This window comes from Neisseria sp. P0022.S009 (genome assembly GCF_051956675.1).
Classification (GTDB): domain Bacteria; phylum Pseudomonadota; class Gammaproteobacteria; order Burkholderiales; family Neisseriaceae; genus Neisseria.
Genome location: NZ_JBQCXE010000001.1, coordinates 462,787 through 477,827, shown reverse-complemented (window position 1 = coordinate 477,827; position 15,041 = coordinate 462,787). Strand labels below are relative to the sequence as shown.

At 50.9% G+C, this 15,041-nt stretch carries 12 protein-coding genes and 1 pseudogene; all 13 read right to left on the bottom strand.

Annotated elements, in window-relative coordinates; genetic code table 11:
• Positions 1–2,734, bottom strand: a 2,734-nt coding sequence (locus ACTHUG_RS02290; RefSeq protein ID WP_440422225.1) for a collagen-flanked surface repeat-containing protein, incomplete at its 3' end; no start/stop codon positions are given.
• Between the two features lie 84 nt (positions 2,735–2,818).
• A pseudogene (locus tag ACTHUG_RS02285) lies at positions 2,819–3,757 on the bottom strand (ESPR-type extended signal peptide-containing protein); the annotation flags it as partial.
• A 765-nt stretch (positions 3,758–4,522) separates the two neighbouring features.
• Positions 4,523–4,651, bottom strand: a complete 129-nt coding sequence (locus ACTHUG_RS02280; RefSeq protein ID WP_256388401.1) for a hypothetical protein — start codon at positions 4,649–4,651, stop codon at positions 4,523–4,525.
• A gap of 199 nt (positions 4,652–4,850) precedes the next feature.
• Positions 4,851–5,366 (bottom strand): SMI1/KNR4 family protein, encoded by a 516-nt coding sequence (locus tag ACTHUG_RS02275; protein WP_440386079.1) that lies wholly within the window; start codon positions 5,364–5,366, stop codon positions 4,851–4,853.
• Between the two features lie 73 nt (positions 5,367–5,439).
• Positions 5,440–7,020: a bifunctional phosphoribosylaminoimidazolecarboxamide formyltransferase/IMP cyclohydrolase gene (gene purH, locus ACTHUG_RS02270; protein WP_440386078.1), complete on the bottom strand. Its 1,581-nt coding sequence runs from the start codon at positions 7,018–7,020 to the stop codon at positions 5,440–5,442.
• Between the two features lie 162 nt (positions 7,021–7,182).
• Entirely contained in the window at positions 7,183–8,352 is a 1,170-nt protein-coding gene (locus ACTHUG_RS02265; RefSeq protein ID WP_440386156.1) for a chloride channel protein, read from the bottom strand.
• Positions 8,353–8,460: 108 nt separating this feature from the next.
• Positions 8,461–9,279, bottom strand: coding sequence for a hypothetical protein (locus ACTHUG_RS02260; RefSeq protein ID WP_440386077.1), 819 nt, complete (start codon positions 9,277–9,279; stop codon positions 8,461–8,463).
• A gap of 63 nt (positions 9,280–9,342) precedes the next feature.
• Positions 9,343–10,218: a DMT family transporter gene (locus ACTHUG_RS02255; protein ID WP_440386076.1), complete on the bottom strand. Its 876-nt coding sequence runs from the start codon at positions 10,216–10,218 to the stop codon at positions 9,343–9,345.
• A 76-nt stretch (positions 10,219–10,294) separates the two neighbouring features.
• On the bottom strand, positions 10,295–11,029 hold the full coding sequence (locus ACTHUG_RS02250; protein WP_440386075.1) for a glutamine amidotransferase-related protein: 735 nt from the start codon (positions 11,027–11,029) through the stop codon (positions 10,295–10,297).
• A 43-nt stretch (positions 11,030–11,072) separates the two neighbouring features.
• Entirely contained in the window at positions 11,073–11,312 is a 240-nt protein-coding gene (locus tag ACTHUG_RS02245; RefSeq protein ID WP_003684241.1) for a Fis family transcriptional regulator, read from the bottom strand.
• Positions 11,313–11,382: 70 nt separating this feature from the next.
• Entirely contained in the window at positions 11,383–12,387 is a 1,005-nt protein-coding gene (gene dusB, locus ACTHUG_RS02240; RefSeq protein WP_440386074.1) for a tRNA dihydrouridine synthase DusB, read from the bottom strand.
• A gap of 131 nt (positions 12,388–12,518) precedes the next feature.
• Positions 12,519–13,169 (bottom strand): site-2 protease family protein, encoded by a 651-nt coding sequence (locus ACTHUG_RS02235; RefSeq protein ID WP_003748444.1) that lies wholly within the window; start codon positions 13,167–13,169, stop codon positions 12,519–12,521.
• A 384-nt stretch (positions 13,170–13,553) separates the two neighbouring features.
• Positions 13,554–14,972 carry a type I glutamate--ammonia ligase gene (gene glnA, locus ACTHUG_RS02230; protein ID WP_440386073.1) on the bottom strand — a complete coding sequence of 473 codons (1,419 nt, stop codon included), beginning with the start codon at positions 14,970–14,972 and terminating at the stop codon, positions 13,554–13,556.
• Positions 14,973–15,041 lie beyond the last annotated feature (69 nt).

Sequence of the window (15,041 nt, the reverse complement as noted above, 5' to 3'; positions counted from 1 at the left end):
CACCAGTTGCACCGTCTTTAACGATGGTAGTAGTGGTGTTACCGTTACCGTCTTTGATGGTTACAGTATGAGTACCGTCGCCGTTGTCTTTAACGTCGGCTTCAGCGTTCTTACCGTCGGCACCAGTTGCACCAGTCGCGCCGGTATCGCCTTTGGCACCAGTTGCACCGTCTTTAACGATGGTAGTAGTGGTGTTACCGTTACCGTCTTTGATGGTTACAGTATGAGTACCGTCGCCGTTGTCTTTAACGTCGGCTTCAGCGTTCTTACCGTCGGCACCAGTGTCACCTTTAGCACCAGTTGCACCGTCTTTAACGATGGTAGTAGTGGTGTTACCGTTACCATCTTTGATGGTTACAGTATGAGTACCGTCGCCGTTGTCTTTAACGTCGGCTTCAGCGTTCTTACCATCTGCACCGGTTGCACCAGTTGCGCCGGTATCGCCTTTGGCACCAGTTGCACCGTCTTTAACGATGGTAGTAGTGGTGTTACCGTTACCGTCTTTAATGGTTACAGTATGAGTACCGTCGCCGTTGTCTTTAACGTCGGCTTCAGCGTTCTTACCGTCGGCACCGGTTGCACCAGTTGCGCCGGTATCGCCTTTGGCACCAGTTGCACCGTCTTTAACGATGGTAGTAGTGGTATTACCGTTACCGTCTTTGATGGTTACAGTGTGAGTACCGTCACCGTTGTCTTTAACTTCAGCTTCAGCGTTCTTACCGTCTTTAACGATAGTGGTAGTGGTGTTACCTTCACCATCAGTGATGGTTACAGTGTGGGTACCGTCGCCATTGTCTTTAACTTCGGCTTTAGCGTTCTTACCATCTACACCATCTTTACCATCTTTAACGATAGTAGTAGTGACTGAACCGGTCTCAAGATCAGTAATAGTGATTGTATGGGTACCGTCACCATTATCTACAACTTCACCTGTGATGCTGCCACCTTTTTCACCAGTATCACCTTTAGCGCCGGTATCACCTTTTTCACCTTTGTCGCCGGTTGCGCCAGTGTCACCTTTTTCACCTTTGTCGCCGGTTGCGCCAGTTGCGCCGGTGTCACCTTTTTCACCTTTGTCGCCGGTCGCGCCAGTAGCACCAGTGTCACCTTTTTCACCTTTGTCGCCGGTTGCGCCAGTTGCGCCGGTGTCACCTTTTTCACCTTTGTCGCCGGTTGCGCCAGTGTCACCTTTTTCACCTTTGTCGCCGGTTGCACCAGTAGCGCCGGTGTCACCTTTTTCACCTTTGTCGCCGGTTGCGCCAGTTGCGCCGGTGTCACCTTTTTCACCTTTGTCGCCGGTTGCACCAGTAGCACCGTCTTTACCATCTTTACCGTTTTTACCGTCTTTAACGATGGTAGTAGTTACTGAGCCATCACTTTCATCAATAATAGTGATGGTATGAGTACCGTCGTTGTTATTTACAACTGTACCAGTGACGCCGCTGCCTTTTTCGCCAGTATCACCTTTTTCGCCGGTATCACCTTTAGGGCCAGCAGGACCAGTATCGCCTTTAGCACCAGTTGCACCTGTATCGCCTTTAGGACCAGTCGCGCCAGTTGCACCTGTATCGCCTTTAGGGCCAGGCGCACCAGTAGCGCCGGAAGCACCAGTAGAACCACCACCGATTACGCTCAGGGTGTATTCGTTAGTGCCGTTTGAAGTCATCTTCAGGCCGTCACCAGCGATCAGTTTCAGGGTGTTATTGGCATTTGATTTAGGATCGTATTTGTATGTACCTACAGCTGGTGAGCTACCGCTACCATCGTGACCTTGGAATACAAACGGATTCAGGTTTTCGATACGATTTGCAACAGCGTACAATTGAGAGCCGTTGATTGCATCGGTAGAAGTTGCAGAGATACGACCTGCGGCAACGTTTTGGATTTGACGTTCGTTACCTGCAGAACCTACAGACAATACTGCGCCATTGCCCAAACCGCTGGTTGCACCTGCGAAGCCGCTGTAAGTGTAGCTGCCAACAGTAGCAGTGTTAGTAGGTACGAAGTTGCTGGTTGTAGAACCGTTACCCAAAGCTACGCTGTTTTCGATAGTAGATTTAGCTTCAGTACCCAAAGCCAGAGTGTTTTTAGCTGTTGCTTGAGCACCGTTACCCAGAGCAGTTGCATATTCACCGCCATTAGCTTGAGCACCACGGCCCAATGCAATTGCTTGTTTAGAAGCAGCGTTACTTTGTACGCCCAAAGCTACTGAGTATTTACCAGTTGCTGTAGCAGCAGGACCGAATGCTGCAGCAGAAGTACCGTCAGCTACGGAACCACGACCGATTGCTACGTCAGAACCTTGTTTGGCTTGAGCGTCGCCACCCAATGCTACCGCGCCGTTTGCCAGAGCTTTAGAGCGCTCACCGATGGCTGTTGCTACGATACCGGTTGCTTGAGCTTCTGTACCGATTGCCATTGCCGAACCGGCATTATTTACTACGCCGTCGCCATCAGCGCCAGTAGAAGTACCGTCAGCTGTAGCAGAATGACCTACGGCAACGTCAGCAGCTTGCTTAGCAGTTGCACCGTTACCTTGAGCGATAGAGTTATTGCCAGCAGCTTTAGATTGAGTACCCAAAGCGATAGAGTTGTTACCGATTGCTTTAGCAGCAGAACCTGCTTTATTACCGAAATTACCATCCATCGCACCGCCAATAGCTACAGAATTTTCACCTGTTGCTTGAGCAGATGCACCACCAGCAAATGAGCCTGTGCCATTAGCTTGAGACAACACGCCGATAGCGGTAGCACGGTGAGCAGTTGATTCAGCATAAGCACCGACACCAATTGCGTTATCACCTCTAGAAACTGATTTAGTACCGACAGCAATGGAGTTATTGTTAGACGCAGTGGCAGTTTGACCCACAGCAATAGAGTTAGACTGAGCAGCAGTAGCGTTAGAACCTACAGCAATTGCAGCTTCTTTATTGGCTTGCGCATATGGACCAACTGCAACTGTCAGATTACCTTCTGCTTTTGTATATGAACCAACGCCGACAGCTTGAATACCTGACGCATTTGCGCTAGTACCTGCTGCAATCGCGTGGTCTTGGCTTGCCACAGTATCTTTACCGACAGCAATAGCATTGGTCCAAGCACCATGAGCGTTGTTACCAATAGCGATAGAATCTTGTTTTTCAGCGTTTGCATGCGTACCTACAGCAACTGCAGCAGCATTTGCATTGGAGTTATCACCAATAGCTGTTGCAAATTGTGCACCAGCATTTGCACGGTTACCGAATGCACTTGCGGAGTCTTGAGTAGCAGTTGCACGGTTACCTACTGCAGTCGCACGAATTTGAGTTGCTTGGGCTACATTACCGATTGCAACAGAAGCTTCACCACTTGCAACAGAGCTTACACCCATTGCAGTCGATGCACCGCCGGTTGCGATATTGTTATTACCCACAGCCAATGCTGCGTTTGCAGTCGCAGTATTGTTCGCACCGTAAGCAATAGTGCCATCTTGACTGCTGGCAGTATTTTGATAACCCACTACAACAGAGTTGACACCAACGTTTCTGTTAGAACCGTTGTAAGTACCATCAGGAGTAATGTCTACTGCACTACCTCCCAATCTTACAGCGGCCTCTGCTCCGCTAGATGCCATCAAAGCACCTGCAGCAACCACCGCAGCAGCTACGGCTTTACGCTTGTCAGAAGCGGATTTTTTGCCGTGTGCATGGCTGATTTCGGAAACCGCGGTCCATGTCTGGGTCGCGTGGTTCCAAATGACTTTAAAGACTTTATTCATATCGATTTTCCTGTAAGGGGTTTGATTTCTTTTGGGACGTTTGCTCGGCTATAAACCGCCTGCCCATACATATGCCGCACTTCAGAGTCTCCCCTTTATGCGGTTTTACGTCGTAATCTCTTGTATGCAATTCCCGTGCCAAAAGTCTCCACTCGGCCGAATAACAGCTAAAAGCCTGTTTTATGGGATTTTATGCTGATACATTTCCGGAAGCATGTGAAGTTTGGGAAACGATGTGCCGTTTTTTGTCAGCTTGTTTCTTAACAAGTCACTTTTTGTCAGCTTCTATCAATGCATTCGGAATCCTTGTCCAAATTTTATATGCGTTTGGTTTCGTAAATCAACTCTTCCGATAAAGTGTTATTTTTTCGGACTCAACGGTCATGCCCGTTAGATTTACTTGTTGCTTTTTTTAAACGGATTTTCTAGCTATTTGATTTTACTTTTTTATTCTCAAACAATAATGATTACTAAATAATATATGATTTGAATAGTTTCTTTAGTGATAGATTTAGATGTGGGCTTTTATTTAGAGAATTAATGAGATTTGTATTGAAGGTTGATTTGAATCATGTAATGGGTTTATACAGTCTGTTTTCAGACGGCCTTTGACGTTTCCTAACATATAAATAGTGAACAAATGATACGAATTTATGCGCTATTGAGCCGCTAAATAGTATAAAAAAGGCAAGTGTAAAACTTGCCTTTACGTTTGGGATTTGTTTGTTCTCTATTGTAGAAAACTGTGTTGTTTTTCAGACGGCCTTACCAACGGAATGTTTGGGTCACGCCTGCGGATGCGCCGTTGTTGCCTGCATAGCCGTAGCCGCCGGTATGGCTGGAGGCGCAGGCGGTGAGTGTGGCAAGGGTCAGGATGAGGAGGATGTGTTTCATGTTTTTTCTCTGAGTGGGTTGGTTTTAGACTTGGGACGTTTTGTTGCCGTATGAATCGGAATGGATATGGCTTTGTTGCTTTGTCTTGATTTAATGTATTGAAAAAGGCCGTCTGAAAATGGGTTTCAGACGGCCTTTATTTTATATCAGCTTATTAGTAACAAGAATATTTGAAATCCTAACTACTTATCCGCCCTGCTTACTCATCTGCAGTCAAACGGCGAATAAAAGCAGCAAAGCTGTCGGCAATATATTCTTCATGAAAATTATCCAAATAAATATTGATAACCGGTGGCTCACCATCGGCATTTATGTTGCGATAATCCAGCGCAAAAAATCCGTGTCCGCTATCTTCTTCGGCAAAGTAAACGCCAATATGCGGTAATGCGTGATTTTTAGGATCTTCCAAAAAACGACTGCCCATTTTACCGCACAGGGCATTATTATTCGTAAAACCAATTCCATATATACCACGAACCATAAGTTCGCATTCATATCCATCCGTATCGGTATAACGAAAAAAACAACGTTTCAAACTACCGCCATTTTTCTGGCGCATCAAAGCGATATAGTCAATGGGCAGAGAATAGCCCAGCTCCTCTTCCACACGCGCAATAATCTCATCCGTAAGCGGCGTATCCCCTTCAAAACCTTCGTCATAGTTAACAAAAAGATTGGCAGCAAAATCTGCCAACTCGGTTTGGCTAAAAGACATGACTTATCCCATATATTAAAACTTAGGCCGTCTGAAATCGGTTTTCAGACGGCCTTTATTTTATATCAGCTTATTAGTGGCGGAAATGGCGGATGCCGGTTACGACCATGGCGATGCCGTGTTCGTCCGCTGCATCGAAGACTTCTTGGTCGCGCATGGAGCCTGCCGGATGGATGATGGCTTTGATGCCCTGCTCGGCAATGACATCTACGCCGTCGCGGAATGGGAAGAAGGCATCGGAAGCGGCACATGCACCGTTTAAGTCCAAACCTGCGTCCTGCGCTTTGCGGGCGGCGATGCGGGTGCTGTCCACGCGGCTCATTTGGCCTGCGCCGATGCCGTAGGTTTGGCCGCCTTTGCCGAAGACGATGGCGTTGGATTTGACGTATTTGGCGACGTTCCAGACAAACAGCAAATCGTTCCATTCTTGCTCGGTCGGTTGGCGTTTGGAGACGACTTTCAAATCGGCGCGGTTGAGACGGTGAATGTCGGGGGTTTGTACCAACAGTCCGCCGCCGACGCGTTTGAGTTCAAAGAGGTTCGCGCCTGCCTCAAGCGGCACTTCCAATACACGCACGTTTTTCTTGGCGGCGGCGATTTCGAGGGCTTCGGCGGTGAACTTCGGCGCCATGAGGACTTCCATAAATTGGTTGTCGGTAATTTGTTTGACGGTTTCGCCGTCCACTTCGCGGTTGAAGGCGATGATGCCGCCGAACGCGCTGGTGGTGTCGGTGGCGTAGGCGAGTTTGTAGGCAGTCAATGTATCGGCTGCAACGGCAACGCCGCACGGGTTGGCGTGTTTCACGATCACGCAGGCGGGCGCGTCGAAGGATTTGACGGCTTCCCAGGCGGCATCGGCATCGGCGATGTTGTTGTACGACAATTCTTTGCCTTGAAGCTGTTTGTAGGCGGAAAGGCTGCCTGCGGCGGGGTAAATATCGCGGTAGAACGCGGCGCGTTGGTGCGGATTTTCGCCGTAGCGCATGTCTTGCACTTTAATCCAGCTTTGGTTGAACTGGCTTGGGAATTCGCCGATTTGGGGCTGACCGCTCAAGACGTCGTCTGAAAGCGAGGTCAGGTAGTTGGAAATCATACCGTCGTATTGGGCGGTATGGCTGAATGCTTTGCGTGAAAGGTTGAAACGGGTTTTGTCGCTCAAGGCGCCGTTGTTGGCTTCGAGTTCGGCAGCGATGGCCGGGAAATCGGCTGTGTCGGTAACGATGGCGACGTGTTTCCAGTTTTTCGCGGCGGAGCGCACCATAGTCGGACCGCCGATGTCGATGTTTTCAATCGCGTCTTCCAGTGTGCAGTTTGGCTTGGCGATGGTGGCGGCGAAGGGGTAAAGGTTGACGCACACTAAATCGATATTGCCGATGCCGTGTTCTTCCATCTTGGCGACATGTTCGTCCAAATCGCGACGTCCGAGGATGCCGCCGTGGATTTTCGGATGCAGGGTTTTCACGCGGCCATCGAGCATTTCGGGAAAACCGGTATAGTCGGCAACTTCGATAACGGGAACGCCTGCATCAGCCAAGAGCTTTGCTGTACCACCGGTAGAGAGGATTTCTACACCGAGCTTGGTCAGGGTTTGGGCAAATTCGACTGCGCCTGTCTTGTCGGACAGGCTGATCAGGGCGCGTTTGATGGAAGACATGAGATTTCCTTTGTTGAAGGTTTAATCGATATGGGATGAATTTTCAGGGCGGTATTATCCGCTATTTTCGCCTTTTTGGCAGTAGGTTTTTATAGATATTGTTGACAATTTTATTGTAAAAGGCCGTCTGAAACTCGGTTTCAGATGGCCTGATGTTTTTGCCTATTTAAATCCCATTTTCTTTGCCACGCATACTGCGCCTGCCATGCCTGCGCATAAGGGCATGAGCAAGGCAACGGGGGCGTAGGTGAGTTCTAAAACAAAGACGATGGCCGTCAGGGGCATTTTGAGGGAAACGCCGAGGAAAACGGCGGCGCCGACAACGGCCGCGCTTTCGGACGACATGGCAGGAAAGAAAGTATTCCACGCGGCTGCGGCGGCAAAGGCGATGGTGCTGCCGAGCATCATGGACGGGGTAATCAGGCCGCCGTATGCGCCTGCCGCCAGCGCCATCAAGACGACCAGCCATTTGACGGCGGTCAGCTTAAGGCTGTGTTGCCAGTCGGTCATGCCGCCAAAGGTCAATTGGTTGCCTGCTTTGCCGTTTCCCAAAATTTCGGGAAACCAAACAGCAATCGCGCCGATGAGTGCAAACATGCAGACGGCCAAGGGAATGATTTTGATGTTGTCGCGCTTGATGAAGGGGAATTTTTGGGCGGTGCGCTGGAAAAAGACGGCGGCTGCGCCCAGTATCGGGCCGATGATGGCGGAAAACCAAAGTAATGAGGTGTTGATGGAAAGGTTGGCCGGATGATATTGCTGCACGTCGCCCAGACCGATGCGTGCGACGGCGGTGGCGATGACGGAAGTCAGCAATGCGGCGGCGACGGCTTGCTGCGTCCATACGCCCAGCATGGCTTCGAGGATGAAAAGTGTGGAGGCGAGCGGCACGTTATACACGGCCGCCAAACCTGCACCCGAGGCACACGCGATGACCAGTCTTGCATCGTCTTCGCTCAATCCGAAACGGTTGACGCCGACTGAGGCGAAAGTGGCGGTCATTTCGCGCGGCGCAACTTCGCGGCCGAGCGGCGAGCCCAGCCCGACAGTAATGATTTGCAACAGGGCATGGCTGACGGTTTCAAAAAACGGAAAACCGGCGAGCGGATTTTTAACCACGGCTTTGATACCCGGTTGAGGTCTGCCGTAGCGTTTAAGCAACCACCACCCCAAGCCGACCACCACGCCGCAACAGGTCACGACCACGACACGCCGCGCAGGACTTGCCTGCGCTACGCCCTCTCGGAATGAAACGTATAGGCCGTCTGAACCGTAACCATAGGCAAGATGTTGAATCGTATGCATGATTTCGGTTAATACAATGCCGACCATGCCGCCGATGATGCCGGTAATGATGAGGGCGGCCCAGAGTTTATGAGTGTCTTTCACGGGTTTTGACTTGAGGTAGTAATGGTTTGATCAAAGCGTTTTTCGGGAGAACTATTGTCCGCCTAAGGGATAGTTTTTGGGGACGACGTGGGTTTTGCCGTTATAAGGGAAAATATATTTCTGATTTTTATAATTTTTCTTTCCTGATACGCCGCTGAGTTTTGCAGTCAACGCCCATACGCCGGATACGGCAGGACGGCTTTTGTCAAAAGCAATTTTGGCTTCCATGCTGGTATATCTGTCTTTGCAGTCTCGTTTTTCACGCCCTTTCAATTCATCGCAATCGCCAAAATATGCGCCGTTATCGTTACCGCTGAGAATAAAGCTTTTACGGATGCGGTTGCTATCATCGGTAAACAGGAAGTTTTGCGAAGTCGTCGTGTCGCCTTGGCCTGTATAACTTGACTCGGCAACATAGCCCCAGTTTTGCGCGCCTACCTGAACAAACTTCCACGCCTTATTCTCCGGCACATCCCCCCATGCGCCGATTTCATCTCTTCCGTGCTGTTTGATTGCCCACTTGCCGTCTGTTTTTTCCAAAACAAACAATTCTGCCAGGCCGGGAGAAGCATGGGCGTCCTGTTTTATTTTTTGTTCCATATCGTAGGCAAAACCTGTGTACAGCACATAGCGCGCGGCTTTGCTGTTGCGTGTGACGGTATGGTCGGCAACGGGTTTCATGCAATACATGATGTTGTTAGATGGTGCCTGTCCGTCTTTCGGCGGCTCGGTAAGCTGGCATTTGTGCGCGGCAAGCGGTCGGTTGTAATGCTTGGCAATGACGGCCTGTACGGCGGCTTTGTCGTTATCGGGTGCAGCCGACGCCAAAACGGGGCAGGCAAGCAAAAGCAGGGAGATGATGCGTTTCATAGAAATTTTCCCAAAATGTTTGATTGAAAAAGTACGGCGACTTCAGGCCGTCTGAAACTGTTTTCAGACGGCCTTTTTGTGTTTGCTGCCGATACGCGCCAACATACCGGCGACAAAAGTGGACGAAATGACGACGGTAATGCCCAGCGCGGCCATGCTGCTTAAATGTTCGCCCAAAATCAACACCGCCATGATAACGCCGATAACAGGCTCGAGCGAAATCAGCAGGCCGGAGACGTTGGCAGGGACTTTATTCATGCCTTTGTTCCACAACAGATAGGCCAGCCAGCTGCAGCCGATCCCCATATACAACACCGACAGCGTACCGCCCCACGACCAATTGATTTGATAGCTGTCTGCCAACACCAGCGAAAACGGCAGGCACAACAGCGCCGCCGCCGCCATGGAAGCCGCGGTAAATGCGGGCGCACCGATACGGGCAATCATTTTTTGGCTCGGACGTATCACGCCGGCGAAACCGAATCCTGCGAGCAAAATCAGCAAACAGCCGAACCAGTCAATCGTACCGCCCTCTTCCGCGCCGCCCAATACCATCATGCCCACGCCGGCAAACGCCGCCGCGCAGCAAATCCAGTGGTACAGTTTGGCTTTGTCGTTGAAGAAGAAATGGCCGACAAAGACGACCAGCAAAGGCTCCAGCCCGACCATGGTAATCGCGCTGGCGGCAGATGTGTATTTCAAACCGATAAACTGGAGCATCAAAACGACAACGTAGTTGACAAAGGAAATCCACAACAAGGGCTTCCACTCGCTCCGCGGAATCCTACCCAAATGACGGCGGCACGACGGCAGCACCATCAATGCGGCAATCAACAACCGCGCCTCGACCATCAGCGCCGGGTCGATCATCTCGTAAGAATACTTGGCAGCGATAAAAGAGCTGCCCCAAATCAGCAGGGCAAGTATTTGATAGAACATGGTCCGACCTTTTAAAAAGGGTTAATCGTTTCTTCTCTATATTTATTATTCAGACGGCCTGAAGGGTTGGCCTTTTTTATTTTGTCTGCGTCAGCGAATCCAAAAAGTCGAAGAGTTTGGCATTCATTTCACTGAAATCCGCCGCTGCGATTTTATCCGGATGCTGGACATAAGTTTGGACTTGGCTTTGTTCGGCTACATTTTCGCGCCCGTCCGCCGCAATCAGCAGCCCGACGGCTTCACGGTCAAACTCCAAATGGGCCTGGAAGGCATAATGTTTGGGCGCAAAACGGATAATCTGGCGCGGACAGCCTTTGCTGGTTGCCAACACAACCGCCTTATCCGTCAAACCGGGCATATCACCGTGCCAATGGCCGGTATCCAGGGTTTTGCCCAACAGGGAAACATGGGCATCCGCCAAACCTTCCGCCGTCAGCTCAATCGGATAAATGCCGATTTCACGCTCAGGGCTGCGCGTGTGGCGCGCGCCGTAGGCAACGGATAAAAGCTGCGCACCCAAACACACGCCGACAATATATTTATCCGCCGCAATCGCCTGACGCATCAGGCGCAGCTCGGATTGGGGGTCGTAATACGGGAATGCCTGCCTGTCTTCATCAGGCGATTGCGGCCCGCCCATCACAATCAAAAAATCTATATCGTCCACATTGTCAGGCAGGGCTTCCCTTTCGTACACTTTGGTCGCACTGATGTTATGCCCGTGCCATTGCGCCCATTTCAAATATGCGCCCGGCACTTCAAATGCCTCGTGCAGGATGAAATGGATATTTAATTTATTCGGATTTTGCATTCTTATTTCTCCTCCGACCGTCAGGACGGGTTGCCCTGCCGTATTACAGCATACCGTGCTGTTGTAATTTTTTACGCAGGGTATTGCGGTTCAAGCCCAAAATGACCGCCGCTTTAGACTGGTTGCCGCCACATTGCTCCATCACGCAGGCAAGCATCGGCTTTTCCACTTGATGCAACACCATATCATACACGCCGCAAGGTTCCGTACCATCCAAGTCTTTGAAATATTGTCGTAAGTTTTGTTCAATACATTGCGCAATGTCAGTCGTCGTTTGATTCATCGTGATTGTCTTTCTTTAGATTTGTTTTTAAATGGATTTATTTTTAAATGATGAGGCCGTCTGAAACCCTTTAGCCTTCCCGATAGTGGCATACCCAGCGGTCGGTTTTCTCTGAAAGCGTCTCAAGATAGGCGGCAAGGGTATCGTATTGTGCCGCGGCGCTCTCCAAGCGGTTGATATCCCGGCGTGTTTGCTCGCCGTCGGGCATGGCGTCGATGTACCAGCCTATGTGTTTGCGGGCGATGCGCACGCCGGCGACTTCGCCATAAAACGCGTGCATGGCGCGGATGTGGTTCAAAATGGTGGCGTTGCATTCTGCCAAGCTCAAGGCCGGCGGCAAAACGCCATGTTCGGCGTAATGTTTTAAATCACGGAAGAGCCACGGCCTGCCTTGTGCGCCGCGCCCTATCATGATACCGTCGGCGGCGGTTTGTTTGAGGACGGCGGCGGCTTTTTGCGGCGAAGTGATGTCGCCGTTGACCCAAACGGGGATGTTCAGACAGCCTTTGGTTTCGGCAATCAATTCGTAACGCGCTTCGCCTTTGTACATCTGCGTGCGTGTGCGGCCGTGGATGGCAAGGGCTGCGATGCCTGATTCTTCGGCGATTTTGGCGATGGTCGGCAAGTTTTGATGTTCATCGTGCCAGCCCAAACGGGTTTTGAGGGTAACGGGTACGTCCACCGCGTTGACAACGGCTGCCAAGATTTCGGCAACCAGCGACTCGTTTTGCATCAACGCGCTGCCGGCTTGAACATTGCAGACTTTTTTGGCCGGGCAGCCCATGTTGATGTCAATCACCTGCGCACCTAAGCCGACGTTATACCGCGCGGCTTCCGCCATCTGCTGCGGATCGCTGCCGGCAATCTGGACGGCCACCACGCCGCCCTCGCCTTCAAAATCGCTGCGGCGCAGGGTTTTTTTGGTATGGCGCAAGGTCGGGTCGCTGGTCAGCATTTCGCACACTGCCCACCCTGCGCCAAACTCGCGGCAAATCCGGCGGAACGGTTTGTCCGTAATCCCTGCCATGGGGGCGAGTGCGATGGGGTTGTCAATGAAATAGCCGCCGATGTGCATGATGTGTGCGCCGAATTGAAGGGGCTGAAATTGTACAATTTTTAAGCAACTTTTCCAATCGTATTTACATGTTGCACAATGAAAAAGGCCGTCTGAAACTGGGTTTCAGACGGCCTTTTCAGCCAGAACATTTAAATAAACAACATGACAACCATCTGCACTGCGGTCTGAATCATGTCGATAATCGGCCAAATCAGTTTGGCCAGCAGGCCTGTAAACAACAGGATCAGGATAATCCATGTGCCGTATGGCTCGATTTTACGGAACTGCATGGACTGCTTTGCATTGAGGAAGGTATCGATAAAAATACCGCCGTCCCAAGGCAAAATCGGAATAAGGCTGAATGCGACCCAAATCGAGTTCACCATCACGCCGTAACCGGCCATCTGTGCCAACGGTGCTTGATAAGACTCAGGCACATACGCGGCAAGTACGACCACAAAACCCCAAAAGAACGCCAAAATCAGATTAGCAATCGGGCCTGAAATCGACACCCAACGCCACGCGCGGCGCGGATCGCGGAAATTGCGCGAATCGATGGGCATGGGACGCGCCCAGCCGAACAGAAAACTGCCTATCATCAGACACACCAGCGGCACGACAATCGTACCGACAGGATCGATGTGCGGCAGCGGATTGAGCGTCAAACGTCCAAGCTGCTCGCCGGTATGGTCGCCCCAATAACGCGCCGTATAACCGCGTGCCACTTCGCGCACGGTAATGGCCAACAACACAGGCAATACTGCCAGCAGAAATACGCCTAAATCAAAATTTGCAAACATGTTTTTCCTTATCAAACACGCCGTCTGAAAACAAAAAATATCCTTAAATACCCTTTCAGACGGCCTGAGGCTTTAATCTTCCTGTTTTTTGTCCGAACCGAAAGACTCTTTCAGCTCTCGCCAAGTAATGCCTTTACCTTGCGGATTCAACTTGAAGACTGATTACTACAAAGTAATGGCGAATATCTTTAATAAAAGGCCTGTCATGCTGAAATTTAACACGTAGAACCGATTCCATAAAGGATTTCCAACGGCATGATTCATTGTTTCCCGCTATCATACCCAATTTGAGCGCCCTATCTATTTTAAGCCTAAAGGCCGTCTGAAACTTCAAATTCAGTTTCAGACGGCCTTTAATTTCCTATTTAAAATGTTTCAGCTGTTTTACAGGCTGTAATACATTTCAAATTCCAGCGGGTGCGGCGCCATGCGGATGCGGCGGACATCTTCTTCTTTGAAGGCGATGTAGCTGTCGATCCAGTCTTTGCTGAACACGCCGCCGCGCAGCAGGAATTCGTGGTCGGCTTTGAGGGCGGCCAGTGCTTCTTCCAAAGAGGCGCAAACGGTTGGCACCAATGCATCTTCTTCCGGAGGCAGGTCGTACAGGTTTTTATCGGCAGGGTCGCCCGGATGGATTTTGTTTTGAATGCCGTCCAAACCGGCCATCAACAAAGCGGCAAATGCCAAGTATGGGTTGGCGGTCGGATCAGGGAAACGCGCTTCGATACGGCGTGCTTTGCTGCTGTTCACAGACGGAATGCGGATGGAAGCGGAACGGTTTTTGGCGGAATATGCCAGTTTGGTCGGTGCTTCAAAATGCGGCACGAGGCGTTTGTAGGAGTTGGTGGACGGATTGGTAATCGCGTTCAGGGCTTTGGCGTGTTTGATGATGCCGCCGATGTAATAAAGTGCGGTATCGGACAAACCGGCATAGCCGTCGCCTGAGAACAGGTTTTGACCGTCTTTCCAAATGGATTGGTGGACGTGCATACCGCTGCCGTTGTCGCCCATGATGGGTTTGGGCATGAAGGTGGCGGTTTTGCCGAAGTTGTGGGCAACGTTTTGGATGACGTATTTCATGTCTTGGGTTTGGTCGGCACGTTTAACCAGAGTAGCAAAACGCGTGCCGATTTCCATTTGGCTGCCGGTACCGACTTCACTGTGGTGCACTTCCACTTCGATGCCGAGTTCTTCCAAAATATTGACCATGGCAGAACGCAGGTCTTGGCCGCAGTCAATCGGTGCAACAGGGGCGTAACCGCCTTTGACGGCCGGGCGGTGGCCGGTGTTTTGACCGTCCATGTGCAGGCCGCTTGACCATGCGCCGCTTTCAGAAGTGATTTCGTAACGGGTTTTGTGCATATCGGTTTCAAATTCTACGCCGTCAAAAACGAAGAATTCAGGCTCGGGGCCGAAATAGGCGGTGTCGCCGATACCGGAAGATTTCAAGTAAGCTTCAGCGCGGCGGGCGATGGAGCGTGGGTCGCGGTCGTAGCCTTGGCCGTCGGCAGGGTCGATGACGTCGCAGGTAAAGACAACGGTGGTATCGTCGTAGAAAGGATCGACGAAGGCTGTAGATGCATCGGGACGCAGCTGCATATCGGAAGCCTGAATGCCTTTCCAGCCGCCGATGGACGAACCGTCAAACGCCTGACCGTTTTCAAACCATTCTTCGGGATCGTCGAGGACGATGCGGGCAGGTACGGTAAAGTGGTGCTGCTTGCCTTTGGTATCGGTAAAGCGCAAATCTACGAAGCGGGCTTCGCTTTCTTCAATCAGTTTTACAGCGTCTTTGATGGACATCTTCAGCTCCTGAGGGATTGGGTATAATTTGTTATTCTATCACGGTAAGGCCGTCTGAAATACATCAGG

Bases quoted from the DNA above. Each gene is read 5' to 3' on its own strand.
- ACTHUG_RS02250 (WP_440386075.1), bottom strand. From the start codon at position 11,029: ATGCAAAATCCGAATAAATTAAATATCCATTTCATCCTGCACGAGGCA.
- ACTHUG_RS02280 (WP_256388401.1), bottom strand. From the start codon at position 4,651: ATGAAACACATCCTCCTCATCCTGACCCTTGCCACACTCACCGCCTGC.
- ACTHUG_RS02265 (WP_440386156.1), bottom strand. From the start codon at position 8,352: ATGGTCGGCATTGTATTAACCGAAATCATGCATACGATTCAACATCTT.
- ACTHUG_RS02235 (WP_003748444.1), bottom strand. From the start codon at position 13,169: ATGTTTGCAAATTTTGATTTAGGCGTATTTCTGCTGGCAGTATTGCCT.
- ACTHUG_RS02260 (WP_440386077.1), bottom strand. From the start codon at position 9,279: ATGAAACGCATCATCTCCCTGCTTTTGCTTGCCTGCCCCGTTTTGGCG.
- purH (WP_440386078.1), bottom strand. From the start codon at position 7,020: ATGTCTTCCATCAAACGCGCCCTGATCAGCCTGTCCGACAAGACAGGC.
- dusB (WP_440386074.1), bottom strand. From the start codon at position 12,387: ATGCACATCGGCGGCTATTTCATTGACAACCCCATCGCACTCGCCCCC.
- ACTHUG_RS02245 (WP_003684241.1), bottom strand. From the start codon at position 11,312: ATGAATCAAACGACGACTGACATTGCGCAATGTATTGAACAAAACTTA.
- ACTHUG_RS02275 (WP_440386079.1), bottom strand. From the start codon at position 5,366: ATGTCTTTTAGCCAAACCGAGTTGGCAGATTTTGCTGCCAATCTTTTT.
- glnA (WP_440386073.1), bottom strand. From the start codon at position 14,972: ATGTCCATCAAAGACGCTGTAAAACTGATTGAAGAAAGCGAAGCCCGC.
- ACTHUG_RS02255 (WP_440386076.1), bottom strand. From the start codon at position 10,218: ATGTTCTATCAAATACTTGCCCTGCTGATTTGGGGCAGCTCTTTTATC.